At 27.5% G+C, this 19127-nt stretch carries 11 protein-coding genes; 7 read left to right on the forward strand and 4 right to left on the reverse strand.

Annotated elements, in window-relative coordinates; translation table 11 throughout:
• Window positions 1-762, forward strand: a 762-nt coding sequence (locus BM119_RS10820) for an LTA synthase family protein (protein WP_143087318.1), incomplete at its 5' end; no start/stop codon positions are given.
• Between the two features lie 144 nt (window positions 763-906).
• Here BM119_RS10820 and BM119_RS10825 read toward each other — a convergent pair.
• On the reverse strand, window positions 907-2088 hold the full coding sequence (locus tag BM119_RS10825) for a cation diffusion facilitator family transporter (RefSeq protein WP_090041385.1): 1182 nt from the start codon (window positions 2086-2088) through the stop codon (window positions 907-909).
• Between the two features lie 340 nt (window positions 2089-2428).
• On the opposite strand from BM119_RS10825, the gene BM119_RS19870 reads away from it, so the two are divergent.
• The 4 genes from BM119_RS19870 (at window position 2429) to BM119_RS10840 (ending at window position 14614) form a co-directional block, all read left to right on the forward strand.
• Complete coding sequence (locus tag BM119_RS19870; protein ID WP_177199393.1) at window positions 2429-2590, forward strand: hypothetical protein; 162 nt, start codon at window positions 2429-2431, stop codon at window positions 2588-2590.
• A 186-nt stretch (window positions 2591-2776) separates the two neighbouring features.
• Complete coding sequence (locus BM119_RS10830; protein WP_090041386.1) at window positions 2777-4078, forward strand: M18 family aminopeptidase; 1302 nt, start codon at window positions 2777-2779, stop codon at window positions 4076-4078.
• Window positions 4079-4681: 603 nt separating this feature from the next.
• Window positions 4682-13207 carry a glycoside hydrolase family 94 protein gene (locus BM119_RS10835; RefSeq protein WP_090041388.1) on the forward strand — a complete coding sequence of 2842 codons (8526 nt, stop codon included), beginning with the start codon at window positions 4682-4684 and terminating at the stop codon, window positions 13205-13207.
• Window positions 13208-13537: 330 nt separating this feature from the next.
• A complete protein-coding gene (locus BM119_RS10840) occupies window positions 13538-14614 on the forward strand; it encodes a M24 family metallopeptidase (RefSeq protein WP_090041390.1) in 1077 nt (358 codons plus the stop codon).
• 38 nt (window positions 14615-14652) lie between these two features.
• Here BM119_RS10840 and BM119_RS10845 read toward each other — a convergent pair whose 3' ends face one another.
• Window positions 14653-14853, reverse strand: coding sequence for a hypothetical protein (locus tag BM119_RS10845; RefSeq protein WP_090041391.1), 201 nt, complete (start codon window positions 14851-14853; stop codon window positions 14653-14655).
• A gap of 228 nt (window positions 14854-15081) precedes the next feature.
• Here BM119_RS10845 and BM119_RS10850 point away from each other — a divergent pair, with 228 nt between their 5' ends.
• Window positions 15082-15456 carry a desulfoferrodoxin gene (locus BM119_RS10850; RefSeq protein WP_090041393.1) on the forward strand — a complete coding sequence of 125 codons (375 nt, stop codon included), beginning with the start codon at window positions 15082-15084 and terminating at the stop codon, window positions 15454-15456.
• Between the two features lie 52 nt (window positions 15457-15508).
• Here the strand turns inward: BM119_RS10850 and BM119_RS10855 are convergent, their stop codons facing one another.
• Complete coding sequence (locus tag BM119_RS10855) at window positions 15509-17104, reverse strand: peptide chain release factor 3 (RefSeq protein ID WP_090041394.1); 1596 nt, start codon at window positions 17102-17104, stop codon at window positions 15509-15511.
• 106 nt (window positions 17105-17210) lie between these two features.
• Window positions 17211-17789, reverse strand: a complete 579-nt coding sequence (locus BM119_RS10860; RefSeq protein ID WP_090041396.1) for an ATP/GTP-binding protein — start codon at window positions 17787-17789, stop codon at window positions 17211-17213.
• Between the two features lie 304 nt (window positions 17790-18093).
• On the opposite strand from BM119_RS10860, the gene yidA reads away from it, so the two are divergent.
• Window positions 18094-18912 (forward strand): sugar-phosphatase, encoded by an 819-nt coding sequence (yidA, locus tag BM119_RS10865; RefSeq protein ID WP_090041398.1) that lies wholly within the window; start codon window positions 18094-18096, stop codon window positions 18910-18912.
• Window positions 18913-19127: the final 215 nt, after the last annotated feature.

A 19127-nucleotide genomic window follows, 5' to 3' on the forward strand; every position in this document is an offset into this window, starting at 1 on the left:
ACTCATCCAGAAAAGGCATATAATTGGAATTGGAGACCAAATCATCGTTCCTTTGGATTTGATAAATCCTATGATATAAATGATTATGTTATAGATGAGGAAATTGGACCAGGAATTTCAGATGGATCATTCTTTAAGCAAACAATGGCTTATATGGAAAAAGAAAAAAATCCATACTTTTTACATTCTGTTACATTGACAAGTCATGGACCATTTGAAATGCCTGAAAAGGAAAGAGGATTAAAATTAGAAAAAGAATTTGATGAAAGCATAATGGGTTCTTATTTCCAAAGTGTAAATTACGTAGATAAACAAATTGGAAATTTAGTTAATATGCTAAAAGAAAAAAAACAATTAGACAATACAGTTTTGGTTATTTATGGAGATCATACAGGAGTTCATAAGTTCTATCAAGATAAAGTAAATGATATAAACGGTATGAAAGAGAGTTGGAAGGATAAAGATTTAAGAGTTCCATTTATAATATATAATCCAGAGTTAAATGGTGAGAAAAAGGATGTTATAGGTGGTCAAGTAGATATGATGCCTACAGTAGCTTATCTAATGGGAATAGAGAGAGACAGGTTAAAAGATAGTGCTATGGGAAGAATTCTTGTTAATACTGAAAGGAACTTCACTATATTAAATAATGGAGAGATAATGGGTGAACCTAAAAGTAAAGAAGAAGAAAATCATATAAAAAATGTTTTTTCAGTTGCAGATAAGATGATAGAGGGAAATTATTTTAAAGACAATCAATAAAATTATATGTTTAAAAGATATTTTAAAAAGGCATAAAATTTAAATAAGCACTATGATAATTATTGAATTTTAGTAATTATCATAGTGCTTTTTCTTTATCCTATAGGAATTCATAATCAAGTTAAAGAGGTAGATAACTCAAAATTAATGAAGGTAATCTTCATCAATAGTTATTACACAATTATACTCTGGAAATTTTTCTTTAACCTTAGATTTGATATCGTTTTTTAATTCTTCGTCACTCATTATTTTTCTCTTTTTATTGGAATCTACAACTACATCAAAAATTAAATTTTTAATTTCACCTTCTCCTACTATTCTAAAATCATGCATAGATTTTATTAGTGGGTGGTTATTTAATATTTTTAATAAATCATGCTCCGTTTTAAGAACTTCCTTATCATCTACATTTATTGGATCCATGTGTATAACTAAATAAAGCTTCAATTTTTTAGAAACTTCTTTTTCAGCTCTATCAATAACTTCATGTATAGTAATTATGGATAAATTGCAAGGAACTTCGGCATGGATAGAAGCCATTATTCTTCCAGGTCCATAATTGTGAATTATTAAGTCATGAACCCCAAGTATATGATAATAATTAAGCACAGAGGATTTTATGTTTTCAACAAGTTCAGGATCAGGAGCTTCACCAAGTAAAGGATTTAGAGTATCTTTTACTAAACCAAATCCAGAGTATAAAATCATAAGAGATACAAGAACTCCTGCATAGCCATCTATAGGAAGAGTTGTGAAGTTAGATGATACTAATGATAAGGCAACACAACTAGATGTTATAACGTCACCTAAAGCATCAATAGAAGCAGCTTTTAATGCGGCAGAATTTATTTTTTTGCCAATTAACCCATTAAACTTTGAAAGCCATATCTTAAATAAAATTGACACTAATATAAGAATAAATGATATAATTTCAAAAGTAACAGGTGTGGGTGAGAGTATTCTTCCTACAGAGGATTTTATAAATTGAAGTCCTACCAAAATAACCATAAAAGAAACTATCATAGCAGATATATATTCAAATCTACCATGTCCAAAAGGATGCTCTTCATCAGCAGGCATATTAGCTAGTTTAAAACCTAATATAGTTATAATTGAAGATGCTGCATCAGATAAGTTATTAAATGCATCAGCAGTTACAGCTATACTTCCGAGAATTAAACCTAAAGATAATTTAATTATAAAAAGCAATGCATTTATAATTATGCCTACAACTCCAGCTACAATGCCATAAGATGTCCTAGTTTTTTCATTTGATATAGAATCCCTATCTTTAATAAAAGTTTTTATAATTAATTTAGATAACATATATTCACTCCTCTATTTAAACAATTATAAATTGGCATAGTTTGCATCTAAACTATGCCTAAATATTAAAAAAAATTTTTAAAATCATCAAATTATTATATCATATAATAAAAACATATTCATTTATAAATAAGAAAATTTTATTTTAAAATGAATAAACTTCTATTTTTATAGGAAGTGAATATATAGGAAGTTTAGGGATATAGTCGAGTATATCCTTCATTTTATTATGTTTTACATTAAAACTTTTAATAAAAAAAATCCACATGTCTATAATATAAGTATGATAAAAAAACAAAACCTATAAGTCAAAATAGTTTTTATTTATAGGAGGTATATTATGGATAAAAAAAAATTAATCTTAATAATCTTTTTTATGTTAACACTTAATATTACAACACCTTTTAATTTTAATAAAAAGAATTTAGTTAATCCTAATCCTATGGAATTAAAAAGAAAAGGATGCATAGAGGTATCAAATTATAATAATATTCTATCCTAAAAAAAAATTGATATGCATGGTTAGTAGTATAAATTTCGAGTTTATTCAATATTCAATATTCAATAAGAAAAATTAAATACTTTTACAAAATTAAACTTTGTAAAACAATACATTAATGATAAAATATAATTGTATATATTTATTTACAAAGAATATTAAAATTTTACAAAAATGTGGGGGTAAATAATGAATAATGAATTGAAATTTGCAGAGGAACTTATAGACTTTTTATATGAAAGTCCAACTGCTTTTCATGCAGTAGAAAGTATAAAAAAAGTACTTGATGAAAATGACTTTGAGGAATTAAAAGAAGAAAATAGATGGAATATAAAACATGAAGGTAAGTACTATGTAACTAAAAATCAATCAGCATTAATAGCATTTGTTATTGGAAAAGGAGATGTAGGAGACAATGGTTTTAAGATTGTAGGAGCTCATACAGATTCTCCAACTTTTAGAATAAAACCAAACCCTGAAATCATGGTAGAAGATAATTATGTTAAATTAAATACAGAGGTGTATGGCGGACCTATACTTAGTACATGGTTTGATAGACCTTTATCAATAGCAGGTAGAGTAACTTTAAAAAGTGAAAATCCATTAAATCCAAACAATCAGTTAATTAATATAAATAAACCAATTTTAATAATCCCTAATATAGCAATACATATGAATAGGGAAGTAAATGATGGATTTAAGATAAATAGACAAAAGGATACTCTTCCATTAATATCATTAGTTAATGATAAGCTTGAAAAAGGAAAGTATTTATTAAATTTATTAGCACAAGAATTAAAAGTTAATATGGATGATATAATAGACTTTGATTTATTCTTATATGAGTATGAAAAGGGAACTATTATGGGATTAAACAATGAATTTATTTCAATGGGAAGACAAGATGATTTATCAATGGTTCATGCTGGAATAAAAGCATTAATTAATTCAAAAATTAATATGGCAACAAATGTAATGGTATGTTTTGATAATGAAGAAGTGGGAAGTTCTACAAAGCAAGGAGGAGATTCTAACTTACTTGTAAATATATTAGAAAGAATAGCTTTATGTTTAGGAGAAGATAAGGAAGATTTCTTTAGAGCTATAGCTAAATCTTTTATGATATCTGCAGATTTAGCTCATGCATTACATCCAAACTATATAGAAAAAAATGATCCTACAGTTAAATGTTTTATAAATAAGGGACCAGTTATAAAAATTAATGCAAATCAAGCATATACTTCAGATAGTGATTCAATAGCTGTCTATGAACAAATATGTAGAAGAGCAAAGGTGCCAGTACAAAAATTTGTAAATAGATCAGATTTAAGAGGAGGATCAACTATAGGTCCTATATCATCAACTCATTTACCAATACGTTCAATAGATATAGGTAATCCAGTATTTTCAATGCACTCTATAAGAGAATTGGGTGGGGTTTTAGATCATATGTATATCTTAAAATCATTTGAAGAATACTATAATTTATAATATTTAAAAGCAAAGCATTACTTTAATGAAATTAATTTATCATTAAAGTAATGCTTTTTTACTTTATAGGATATTATAAAATTTCAAATCTGTGGGTAACTTTTATAACTATTAAAATATATAGATTTTTTAGTTGAAAGCTTTAATGAGTGAAAAATTTAAAGTGGCAAGTTCAAGAGTTTAAGAAATTGACAATTGAAAATTGACAATTCAAGGATAAATCTTCTAAGGAAGATTTTAAAATTTAAAAAATATGATTTAGAGAAAACCTGTGATTTTCAACCTGAACTTTCAACTTTCAACTTTCCACTCTCAACTTTATATTTAGGAAGTCTTTGACTTCCAACAATAATCGTCAATTATCAATTATCAATTGTCAATTAAAAAAAGGGTGCAGCCTTTTGTTCTGTATAAGAATTGATATTAACCTATAACTTTACAGTTTGTCCATCCACTTAATTTGAATTGTTTAGTCATCATTTTTCTTATTTAGATGAATTTCTTTACATTAAATCCTTTTTATTTTGATATTATTCTTATAATTTTTATAATTTAAGGCAAGGCTATAAAGTAGTAACATTAAAAAATAGGAGGATTTTGCTAATGGTTTTGCTTTATATATTTGGAATTGTTACGTTAATAATCTTACTCTCATATCTAATAATTATAGATAATAAGACTTATTTAAAAGATAAAAGTAAAAAAATAAATGATTTATCTTATAGGGAACTTGAAAATTTGGGAGAGAATTTTTCAAAACATAATTTAACAAAGACCAACTTAATAAAAAGAAATATTTTTATAGATGATATTAAAAAAATATATTTTGATATATTAAATAATCATGATTATTTAAATGATTTGTATAAAAATCATGTAAGAATAAGTGGGGGAAGTCAATGGATTTTAGATAATATACATATGATAGAAAAAGAATATAATCATATAATGGTCAATTTTACTAAAAGTAGAAAAATAAAACTACCTCATATGAAGAATGATGAACTAAGATTATATAGAATATGTGAAGAATTTTTTTTAAATACAAATTTAAACATTACAGAAGAAAAATTATATTCATTCTTTAAGGAAGTTGATTTAACAACAGAAGAACTATGGTATTTTCCTTTGTTTATGAGAATAGTAAATCTAAATGTAATAAGAGATTTATCTAATAAAATTCTTAATGAAGAAAAAGAATATTTAGAGGGTGAATATTTAGCACATGAATTTACTGAAATTATAAATGATGAGGAACTCAATGAAATTATAAATAAATTTAAAAATGATAAAACACAAATTACCATTAATATGGCTGAAGGATTTTTAAATATAATAAGAAATAATGGTATACCGGAAAATAAAATACTTTTAATACTAAAAGATAAATTGTGTTTAAACGAAGAATCAATATTGCAAGCTTTAAAAAATTTAGAAAGAAAGAAAAAAAATAATGAGAAAAATATAGGCAATTCAATAAATTCTTTAAGATTTATAGATTCATTTAAATGGGAAGTATTTTTTGAAAAAGTAAGTATTGTAGAAAAAATACTTGCTAAAGATCCAAGTGGAATATATAAAAAAATGGATTTTCAATCAAGAGATTATTACAGACATAAAATTGAGGAAATATCAAGAGTATCTAACATAGATGAAAAGACAATTGCTAGCACTTTAATAAAATGTTGTAATTCAAAAGATTCCATAAAAAATCATGTTGGATATTACTTAATAGATGAAGGAATAGAAGAATTATATAAAAAATTAAACATAAATAAAAAGGTGAATAATCCTTCAAATGAAAAAAAGCTTTCTATGTACATTATATCTAACCTATTAATAATGTTAATCATAGAACTATTAATAATAAAATTTTTGGTTAATGATCTTAGTTTAGTTACTATTGTATTGAATATTTTAGCATTAATACCAATGAGTGAAATAGCTAAAATATTTACTAATACAATATTATCCTACATTATAAGTCCTAATTTTATACCAAAACTTTCCCTTGAGCATGGAGTAGATGAAGATAAAGCAACTTTAGTAGTAATTCCTGCAATATTAAATAATAAAAATAGAACTGAAAAGCTTATGAGAGATTTAGAAATTTATTATTTAACTTGTAGAGAGAATAATATTTATTTTGCACTATGTGGAGATTTTACTGATAGCAACAAAGAAGAAGGTAAGGACGATAATGAAATAATATCTGCAGGTATGAAAATTGCAAAAGAATTAAATGAAAAGTATGGTGAAAAGTTTCTATTTTTACATAGAAAAAGGCTATATAATTCAATAGATAAAATCTATATGGGTTGGGAGAGAAAACGTGGGAAAATAACAGAATTAAATAAACTTTTAAGAGGAGATAAGAGCACAAGCTATATTTATGGAGTAGAATTTCTAGAGAATTTACCCTGTATAGAGAATGTTATAACATTAGATGCAGATACTAAAGTGCCATTAGGAGAATTTAAGAAATTAATAGGTGCTATGGCTCACCCATTAAATTATAAATATAATATCATGCAACCAAGAATTATTGGAGACTTAGAAAACTCAACAGATACAGAATTTATTAAAAATTATATGGTAGATAAGGGATTAAATATATATTCAAACATGGTATCAAATATATACCAAGATGTTTTTCAATGTGGAATTTTCATGGGGAAGGGCATATATAGAGTTGATGAATTTATAAAGCTTTTAGAAAATAAGTTTAAGGAAAATTCTGTGTTAAGTCATGATTTGCTAGAGGGATGTCTTTTGCACACAGGTTTTTTAAGTGATGTAATCCTTGTGGAAGGATTTCCACTTAATTATTATTCCTATGCTATGAGATTACATAGATGGGTAAGAGGCGATATACAAAATATTATATATGCATTTAATAGAAATTTTAGTTCTTTAAATAGATACAAAATTCTTGATAATATTAGAAGATCATTATTGTATCCAAGTATTTTATTTACAATTATAGTCTCTAGTTTTGGAAAAACCTATAACCAAATGGGCTGGATAAGTCTTGGATTCTTAACATTAGCAATGCCAATTATTATGGATATACTTACATTAAGAAAATCAGGTTTGATAAAAAATATAAAAAATTATTTTTTAGTATTTACATTTTTTATTGATGAAAGTTGTTTATATATAAATGCTATAGCAAAAACACTTTATAGAATGGTATTCTCTAAAAAGAATCTTCTTCAATGGAAAAGTGCGTTTTTTGTTGAAAATGAAGAGAATGATAGTTTTATTTGGTATGTTAGATTTATGATGCCAGGCTTAGTTATCTCTGTTTTGTTATTTTTGATTTCGCTAGGTAACTCTACTGAAAACTTTAAATTTATTTTACCATCTATAACAGTATGGATTTTAAGTCCAGCTATTGCTTATTTGGTAAGTGTTAATTGGAGAGAAAAGAGAGAAAGTCTTTCAAAAGAGGAAATTAAAAAAGCTAGAATTTTAGCAAGAAGAACATGGGCATATTTTGAAGATTTTGTTAATGAAGAAAATAATTATTTAGGACCAGATAATTATCAAGAGGATCCTATGAAGGGAATAGCACATAGAACTTCTCCAACTAATATTGCAATGACATTAAGTAGTAATTGCTGTGCTTATGATTTGGGGTATATAGGTATATGTACATTTATTTCAAGAACTAAAAAAACATTATGCACTCTTAAAGACTTAGAAACAATTAACGGGCATTATTATAATTGGTATGATACGGTAACATTAAAACCATTATATCCAAGATATATCTCAACAGTAGATAGTGGAAATTTACTAAGCTATTTATGGCTTGTAAAACAATGTATAAAGGAATACACAAATAAACCAATTGTAAATGAAAACTTTAAGCAGGGTATTAAGGATACAATGGATGTATCTATGGAAAATAAGGATCTTCAGGTTTATTTTAATACATTCTTAAAAACCTTTGAAGAAGAATTGACAATAGATAAATATAAAATAATTCTTATGGAAATAAGATGTAGGTGTAAGGACATACAGAAAATAGAAGGGAAAAATTATTGGATTTCAAAACTTAAAGATAATGTTACTCAATATATAAAAGAAATTCAAATATTAATTCCATGGGTTCATATAGTGGATAAGGGAAATACGGACTTGTATAAGAGTTTAAGGAAATTAGTATTTAATGAGCCATTAAGTAATATTCCAGATAAGTTAAATAATATTTTAGATAAACATATTTTAGAACTAGATAAACATGAAGAACTTAAAATACTAATTAAGAAAAGTATAAATTCTTTTGAAAAACTTTTAAAAGAGCTTAAAAATATAGAAGATGATTTAGAAATCATAAGTGATGGAATGGATTTTTCTATGCTTTATGATAATAAAATGGGGTTATTTTCTATAGGATATGATGTTGAAAGCAATAAATTAAATCAGTCTTATTATGATTTAATGGCCTCAGAAGCGAGGATAGCTTCCTATGTTGCAATAGCTAAGGGAGATATACCAAAGCTAAACTGGAAAAATCTCGGGAGACAGCTTACAAATATGGGTGGAAGAAAAGCATTGGTATCTTGGAGTGGAACAATGTTTGAGTATTTAATGCCATTAATAATTTTAAAGAATTACGATGGCTCTATTTGGAATGAAACATATTATGGTGTTGTTAAAGAACAAAAAAAACATGGATTTAAAAATAGTATACCATGGGGCGTGTCTGAAAGTGGATATTTTTATTTTGATAGAAGTATGATTTATCAATACAAAGCATTTGGAATACCTAAAGCAGGATTAAAGACCGGATTAGAAAATGAACTTGTTATAGCTCCATATTCAACAGTAATGGCTCTAATGGTTGATCCTAAGGGAGCATTAGCTAATCTAGATAGACTATATTCTTTAGGAGCTAATGGAAGGTATGGATTATATGAAGCTATTGATTATAATAAAGAAAGAGTAACCAAGGGAAAAGGATTTTCAATAGTAAAATCATTTATGATTCATCACCAAGGAATGTCACTTATGTCACTTACTAATACCCTTAACAACAATATATTTAGAGAAAGATTTCATAAAGATTCTAGAGTTGAATCTTGTGAATTATTACTTCAAGAAAAATATTGTAATAAAGCAACATTTTCAAGAGAAAAAGTAGATACTGTAAAGTTATTAGAAAAGCCATTAGAGGATATAATAATTAGAAGTTATAGTACACCATATACAGAATTTCCAGAAATAGCTACTTTATCTAATGGAGAATATAATTTAATAATAACTAATAGAGGTAGCGGATATAGCAAATTAAGAGATATAAACCTTTATAGATGGAAAAAAGATTTTATAAATGATAATAAAGGAATGTATATTTATATAAAAGATATTAATGAAAACAAGTATTGGAGTGCAACTTATGAGCCAACTAGAATAAATACGGATGAATATAAAGTTAAATTTGCTTTTAATAAAGCTAAGTTTAATTGTAAATATAATAACATTAATAGTAGTTTATCTGTAGATATAAGTGGTGAGGACAATATAGAAATAAGAATATTAGAATTAGAAAATCTAAGCAATGAAGATAAAATTTTAGAAATAACAACATATAGTGAAATTACATTAACATCTAATGATGGAGATACATCTCACCCTGCCTTTAGTAATTTATTTATAAGTACTGAGTCTTTTGAAAACAATACTATTTTAGCATATAGAAGACCTAGAAAGAAAAGTGATAAAAAAATTTACGGATATCAAAGACTATTATGTGATGGAAACATGGTAGGAGATATAAGTTATGAAACTTCTAGATTAAATTTTATAGGCAGAGGAAACACTTTAGAAAATCCTAAAGTAATAAGTAGCTCAATATCTTTAAAAAATACAATGGGAGCAGTATTAGATCCCGTATTTAGTCAAAGAGTGAAAGTTCGAATGAAAAAAGGAGAAAAATCAAAAATATATATATTAATGGGTATTGAGGAAAGTAAAGAAGATGCAATGAATACCTTGAAAAAATATAATACAATAGATGAATGCAGAGGGATATTAAATAACTATAATTTAAATACAAGAGAAAATTTAAGAAGCTTGGGTGTCAAATATAAACAAACGCTATTATATGATATAGTAGCTAGCAGAATATTATATAATATAAAAGATGTATTAAAAAGAGAAAATTTCATAAAAACTCTTGATAATTCGCAAAAGGACTTGTGGTCTATAGGAATTTCAGGAGATATACCTATAGTTACTGTTTATATAGAAGATAATAAAAATATAGATTTAATAAGACAGTGGATTCAATGTCATAGATATTTAAATTATAGGGGTATAGAATTTGATTTACTTATAATAGATAACGAAGAGTTTAGTTATGATATGGGGTTGAAGTCAGAGTTAATAGATTTAGTTAATAAATATACTAGTGAAAAAGATTCGAATTTAAGAGGAAAAATTTATGTAAAAGGAAATGAATCAATTGATAAACCTATGATGAATTTTATAAGGGGAATCAGCAGCATTTTTGTAGATAATACAGAAGAGGATTCATTTTTCACAAAGCTTACAGAGGGGTATGATAACTTAGAAGAGAATCTTAGGGGAGTTCATAGCAATGTAATGTATAAGATGGAACATCAAATTAAACAAGTTCCATTAAAATGGGAAAGGGAAAAATATTTAGCTGAATTTTCTAAAGAAGATTTTCTAGAAGATAATTTTACAAAAGAAAAAATATATGATACATCAAAATTAAAATTTTTTAATGGGTTTGGTGGATTTAATGAAAAAAATCAGTATGTGATAATATTAAAAAATAATAAAAATACACCAGCTCCATGGATAAATGTTATAAGCAATAGAAATTTTGGGTTTCATATATCTGAATCAGGATCCAGTTATACATGGTACAAAAATTCAAGAGAAAACAAATTAACTCCTTGGAGTAATGACTTTGTAAATGATACCATAAATGAAGCTTTGTTTTTAAGAGATGAAGTTAGTGGAGAAACTTGGAGTGTAAATGCAAATTTAACAAGACACGAAAGTGAATATATAATAGAGCATGGTTTTGGATTTTCAAAATATTATCATTCATATAAGGGAATAAGTGGAGAGGTAACTTGGTTTGTTCCTGTAAATGATAATTTAAAAATAGGTAAACTAAAACTTAAAAATAATTTAAAAATAAACAAAAAAGTCTCTATAACATACTACAGTAATTTGGTTTTAGGAGTGACAGAACAAAGCATTCTTAATGGAATATCCACATATTACAATGAGAAAAATAATTTTATATACGGAATAAATCCTTATAATGAAAGCTTTAATAAAACAAAATGCTATTTAACTATAGTAGGTGGAAATGAAGAAAGTTATTGTTGTAGCAAAAAAGACTTTATAGGGGTAGGTAGAAATTTACAAGGTTCTATTGCAATGGAGGAAAAGGATTTAAACAAAGTTTTGTCATGTGGTGTAAATGGAGCCTTAAGTTATAGAAGTAAAATAGAACTTATGCCTAATGAAGAAAAAGAGTTGTTTATATTATTTGGAGCAGAGGATAGCTTAGAATCTATAGGGAAAAACGTTGAAAATTATAGTGATAAAGATTGTGTTTATGGAGCTTTTGAAGAAGTTGAAAACCATTGGAGTAACATAACAAATAAATATAAAATAAATACTCCAGATGAAAAAATAAATTTATTGATGAATGGATGGCTTATTTACCAAGTAATAAGTTGTAGATATTATTCAAGAAGTGCATTTTATCAATGTGGAGGAGCCTTTGGTTTTAGAGATCAGCTTCAAGATAGTTTATCAATAGCACTAATAGAACCAAGTATTACTAGACAACAAATTCTTTTAAGTGCATCAAGGCAATTTGAAGAAGGAGATGTGGAACATTGGTGGCACCCTGTAGTTAATTCTGGTATAAGAACTAAATTTAGTGATGATTTATTATGGTTGCCATATACGGTTATAGAATATATATCATTAACAGGAGATGATGATATTTTAAAAGAGGAGACTAAGTATCTAAAGGGTGATATTTTAAGCTTTAATGAGGATGAAAGATATGGTATATATGATGAGTCAAGTAAGATAGATACAGTATACAATCACTGTAAAAAGGCCATAGATAAAAGCTTAAAATTCGGAGAACATGGATTGCCTTTAATGGGGTGCGGAGATTGGAATGATGGAATGAGTAATATAGGTGTTGAAGGAAAAGGTGAAAGCGTATGGCTTGCATGGTTCTTATCCTATATATTAGATAATTTCCAAAACCTTTGCACAAAGATGGATGATAAGGAAACACAAGAAATTTATAAAGAGAAAAGAGAATCTATATTGAAAAATGTAGAGAATCATGGATGGGATGGAAACTGGTATAGACGTGCATATTTTGATGATGGAACACCTTTAGGTTCTATAGAGAATACTGAATGTATGATTGATTCCCTTCCCCAAAGCTGGAGCGTAATATCCCAAGGCATAGATAAAAAGAGACAAATAGAAGCTATGAACGCTGTAGAAAATCATTTAGTAAACAAGATGAATGGAATGATTCTACTCTTATATCCACCATTTGATAAATGTATGTTAGAACCTGGATATATTAAAGGATATATACCTGGAGTAAGGGAAAATGGAGGGCAATATACCCATGCAGCTATTTGGGTTATAATGGCTACATTATTACTTAAAGAAAATGATAAGGCATATGAATTGATAAGTATGATAAATCCAATAAATCATACTCTTTCATCTATGGATTGTGAAAAATATAAATTAGAACCTTATGTAATGGCAGCAGATGTTTATATAAAGGAACCACATGGTGGAAGAGGTGGTTGGAGTTGGTATACAGGGGCGGCATCATGGACATATAAGGTTATATTAGAGAATTTATTGGGATTTAAATTAAATGAAGGAAAAGGATTTTCTATAGATCCTAGAATACCTTCAACATGGAACGGATTTAATATGGAATATAAAAAAGACGAAGACACCATTTACAAAATAAATGTAGTTAGAGAAAATATAAATGAAATTTTGATAGATGGAATTAAGATGGAAAATAAGTTTGTGAAATTTGAAAAAGGTATCCATGATATTACAATAAAGATTTAAAAAATACTCAGGTAGAATGGTTCTGTCATCTACCTGAGTATTAAAATTTTCTGAAAGTATATTAGTAATTATAATTACTGATAATGAATTCAGAAAATAAGAAATATTGCAACGAAATTCTTCGGTTTAGTGTATAATGTAAGTAAGGCACATTCAAAAAATAACAAGTCAGTATGTTAGTCTATTTTGTGTCATACTTCGTCAGAGATATTAGCCCATAGTCTATGCTGTGAACTAATATCACTTCCTTGTCTTACACAAAATATACATGGCATCTTGGACATGTTATTTTCTTTCATGTGCCTAAGTGAAAATGGAAAGGAGCTTTTTATGGATAGAATTAAAGAATTGCTAGAGAAATTAAAGGAGCAAAAGTTAGAGGGGATATTTTTAACAAAGGAATCTAATGTAAACTACATAAGTAACTTTAGTGATGAAGCAGCTTTTGCACTTATATGTGAAAAAGGAAATTTTCTTATAACAGACGGTAGATTTACAGAACTTGCTGAAAGTTTATGCAAGGGGTTTACTATAGTTAACTGGCATAAATTTGATAGAAATCTTCAAAAAGCTGTGGCAATTGTATGTAAGGAAAATGAGATTAATAAATTGGGATTTGAAAAAACTCATATGACTTTTGATGTTTATAAAAAACTTGAAAATGAAGCTAAAAGTCTAGATATAGAATTAATACCTACAGAGGGTCTGGTTGAAGAGTTAAGATATATTAAAGATAGTGAAGAGATAGAGAATTTAAGGAAAGCCTGCAAAATTGCGGATAAAGCTTTAGAAGAATTGTTACCATATATAAAACCTGGAATTTCTGAAAATGATTTAGCTGCTAAGCTTGAATACTATATGAAAGTAAATGGAGCACAAAGCATAGGATTTGAAACAATATTAATATCAGGAAGTAAAACATCTCTTCCTCATGGTAAGCCAAATAATAAAGTAATAGAGAATGGAGACTTTGTAACAATAGATTTTGGTGCCCTTTATAATGGTTATATCTCAGATATGACAAGAACTTTTGTTGTAGGACAACCATCAGAGGAACAAATAAAGGTCTATAATTTGGTGAAAGATGCTCAAGAGGTTGGGTTAAACTCATTGAAACCAGGAATTTGTTCTAAAGTTCCTGATGATAATATAAGAGAAATAATAAAAGAATATGAAAAATTTTACTATCCAGGTATAGGACATGGAGTAGGAAGAGAACTGCATGAACAGCCGTTTTTAGGTAATTACGGAACAAAAATCATAGAAGCTGGATGTGTAATAACAGTGGAACCAGGATTATATATTCCAGGTTGGGGTGGGGTAAGAATAGAAGATACCGTATTGGTTAAAGAAGAGGGAATTGAAATACTAACGCATTTTTCTAAGGACCTCATAATTCTTAAATAAAATAAGACTAGGCTATGTTTTATAGCCTAGTTTTTATTCTAATCTTCTTCTTTAAAAATTGAGTCTGTGTAATCAAATTCAGAAGTTGCTATATTATTTGAAACTATTGGGTCAACCTTTGGATTTGGAAGCATAGTTGAGGTTTTACCATTTTTAGAAACGCTTTCAATATTTTTTGGACCCTCTTCTAAATAATCTCTTTCATTTGGAGGGTAAACTTTTTTGGAATTTCTATTCATGAACAATCACCATCCTTATAAATAGTATTACATTTTAAATTAAAAATTATTCTAACTAGAAAACTATTAGTGATTTTTAACTTCAAGTAGAGTTGGATTAAAATGAATACTTAGAAAAATTTATTTGTAAATTTAAATTAGAGAACAATAAATATATAAATAATAATGTTTTTTTATTTATTGAATATAATATATTTGGAAGCGAATTTAAAGTTAAGGAGTGTTGAAATGACTAAAATGAATGAAATCTATAAATGTGAGGTCTGCGGTCATATAGTTGAAATTATTCAACCATCAAAAGCATCTTTAATATGCTGTGGAAAACCTATGGTACTTCAAATAGAGAATACAGTTGAAGCATCTAAAGAAAAGCATATACCTGTAGTTGAAAATACTGATTTAGGACTTCGTATCAAAGTAGGTGAAGTAGAACATCCAATGATAGATAAGCATTATATAGAATTTATAGAAGTGATAACTTTATCAAAAATTTATAGAAAACAATTAAATCCAGGAGATAAACCAGAAGCAATCTTTTCTATAGATGAGGAAATATTGTGTGTTAGAGAGTACTGTAATATACATGGCTTATGGAAAGCATAAGCTAATTAAGAAAATAAGAGAGTGCATCATAGCACTCTCTTATTTTTGAAAATTAATCGTCACTTTTACCTATACCAGATAAAACTAGGCCTTTATTATGATCTAAAGCCCAACTTATACCCCAATCATTTTGGAATATAAGAAGATCTCTATCTTTTAAATCTTTAACTTTTTTTGTATCAGATGTTAGACTTAGTTTAGTAACATCTAAATCCTTGTTTTCAATCCATCTTATATTAGTGTAAGGAAGTCTATCAATTTTTATGTCAACATTGTATTCATTCTTAAGTCTATATTCAAGAACTTCAAACTGAAGAACACCAACAACACCAACAATGATTTCTTCCATACCAACAAAATCTTCTTTAAATACTTGAATAGCACCTTCTTGAGAAATCTGAGTCACACCTTTAACAAATTGTTTTCTTTTCATTGAATCTATAGGTTTAACTCTAGCAAAATATTCAGGAGCAAATGTTGGTATCCCTTCAAATTTAAATTTTTTGGGATTTTTACAAAGTGTATCACCTATACTATAAATACCTGGATCAAATACACCTATTATATCTCCAGCATAAGCCTCATTAACAATTTCTCTGTCCTGAGCTAAAAATTGTTGAGGTTGAGCTAGTTTAACTTTATTTCCTCCTTGAACATGGAAAACATCCATTCCTTTTTCAAACTTACCAGAGCAAATTCTCATAAATGCTAATCTGTCTCTATGTTGAGGATTCATATTAGCTTGTATTTTAAACACAAAAGCAGAGAACGGCTCATCAAATACATCTATTTCTCCAATACTAGATTGTCTAGGTAGTGGTGAAGATGTCAATTTTAAGAAATGACCTAAAAAGTTTTCAACACCAAAGTTAGTTAAAGCACTTCCAAAGAATACAGGAGTAAGATCTCCAGACATTACTTTATCCATACTAAAGTCATCCCCAGCATAATCAAGAAGTTCTATATCTTCTTGAAGTTTAGCATGTAGATCAGCACCAAGTAATTCAGAGAACTTTGGATCATCTACAGTTCCTTCAATAGTCTCAACTTCAGTTTGACCATGATTACCACCATTAAAAGATAAAATTTTATTAGTTTCACGTTCAAAAACTCCTTTGAAATGAGCACCTGAACCTATTGGCCAATTCATAGGATATGATTTTATACCTAATTCATTTTCAATTTCTTCTAATAATTCGAAAGGATCTCTAGCTTCTCTATCCATTTTGTTTACAAAAGTAAAGATTGGGATACCTCTTAGAGCACAAACTTGGAAAAGTTTTTTAGTTTGTGCCTCAACACCTTTAGCTCCATCAATTACCATTACAGCACTGTCAGCCGCCATTAATGTTCTATATGTATCCTCACTGAAGTCTTGGTGACCAGGTGTATCAAGTATATTTATGCAATAGCCGTCATAATTAAATTGCATAACAGAAGAAGTAACAGATATACCTCTTTGTTTTTCTATTTCCATCCAGTCAGATACAGCATGCTTTGAAGATTTTCTTGATTTAACAGAACCAGCAAGTCTTATTGCACCACCATATAAAAGAAGCTTTTCAGTAAGAGTTGTCTTACCAGCATCTGGATGGGAAATTATAGCGAAGGTCCTTCTTTTTTCGATTTCATTTAAATATTCCCTCATAATACCTCCTATAGATTCTAAGATTTAATATTTTTAATGTTACCTTAAATTTTATAATTAATTATCTTAAAATGCATTAAGATAATTTTACTGTTTACAGGATAAATTAAGCGTCTTTAATTAAAGTTTCATCCTCAAAACCAAGTATTTCTAAAATTTTCTTAGCTCTTTCTTTAGTATCTCCATTTATTGTTGTATAAGATACATTTTCATCATCAAGGAAACCTTTAATAGTTGAGTCTACAGATTTTGCTAAATCTTCATCTTGCCATCTTACACCATCTTGAGCATATCCAAATTCTCTTGGAACAAAGAATATATGATTATATTTTTTTATATCTTTTAATGCAAGAGCATATAGATCTTTTACAATTTCTATATCCTTATCTGATCTTCCATTTAAACCTGACATAAATCTAGCATATATATAAGGGACAAAAGTCGCATAATCAGTAAGAGCATAGTCAAATGAATTCAATGAATTTTCTAGTAGCATTTGGCCAAGGTAGATACCGTATTGTTCAGCTAGGTTTTCTATAGGGCCTTTATCTCTTAGGTATTCTGTACTATATTCAGTTGCCATTCCCACATTAAGGCCTTTAATTTTCATATCTACATAAAGTTGTTGGATAAGAGTGGTTTTACCACATCTAGGTCCACCTAAAATAGCTATTCTTATAGGCATGTTTAATTAATCCTCCAGTTTAAAATAAAATATTTTGGCTAGCATATGTTATCCTCTAAGGGAATATCTCATAGAAGATAACAGCTACTAGCCATTTAACGTAGTAATTATATCAGTTTATTTGGTATTTTTCAATTGAAATTGAAAAATACTGTTATCTTAAACATAAGAGAGATAATAGGAGAAAAAAACATTTTCAACAGAAAAAAACAAAAACAAACAAGGTTTGATGGATGGTTACAATTTTTTTTTTGATGCTATAATAAATACATAAGGTTAATTAAGAGCCTTGGAGGTGCTGTTTATGTACAAACTTATAGCATTAGATATGGATGGAACGCTATTAAATAGCAAAAAAAACATATCTAAAAGAACTAAGGAAGCAATCGAAAATGCTCGAAAAAATGGAGTTAAAGTTGTTTTGGCTACAGGAAGACCAGTAGATGGAATTGAAAGTTATCTTAAAGAGTTACAAATGATTAGTGATAAAGATTATGCAATAACATATAATGGAGCATTAGTCCAAAATGTAGGGACAAAAGATGTTATAAGCAGTACGCCATTAAATAAAAGTAACTTAATAGAGTTATATAACATAAGCAAAGAGTTGAATGTTAATATTCATGCATTTACAGAAGATAAATGTATAACTCCAAAGATGAGCAAGTATACAAAAGTAGAATCAGAAATAAATGGTATAGAAGTAGATGTAATAGATTTTCATACAGTAAATGATGATGAAACTATACTAAAGATAATGATGATAGATGAACCAGAAATTTTAGATGCAGCAATAAAAAAACTAGATAAGGACTTATACTCTAGGTACACTATAGTTAAGAGTACTCCATATTTTTTAGAATTTTTAAGCATCGAGGCTAACAAAGGACAAGGCATAAAAGGATTAGCAGAGGAACTAAAGATAAATAAAGATGAAGTTATATGCATAGGCGATGCAGGAAATGATCTTCATATGATACAATATGCAGGACTTGGAGTTGCAATGGAAAATGCTTTTGAAGAAATAAAAAAAGAAGCTGACTATATAACAAAGTCTAATGATGAAGATGGAGTTGCCCATGTTATTGAAAAATTTGTACTAAATAAGGTAAAAGAAGCTTAATAGCTTTTACAATATAAAATAAATATATATATATAACATAACCCCCTAAAACCCACTATTACCCCGTAGTGGGTTCTTTTATTTTTTAGAAAATATGTGATTTTAAACCATAATAATAGAATTTAATCAGGAAATAAATTTTTATGAATTTGTATCTTGAATGGAATATTATCATAACAATAAAATTGTTTAATGAAAAGTGAGGTATAAGCATT

The sequence above is a fragment of the Clostridium frigidicarnis genome, assembly GCF_900111985.1.
Classification (GTDB): domain Bacteria; phylum Bacillota; class Clostridia; order Clostridiales; family Clostridiaceae; genus Clostridium_Z; species Clostridium_Z frigidicarnis.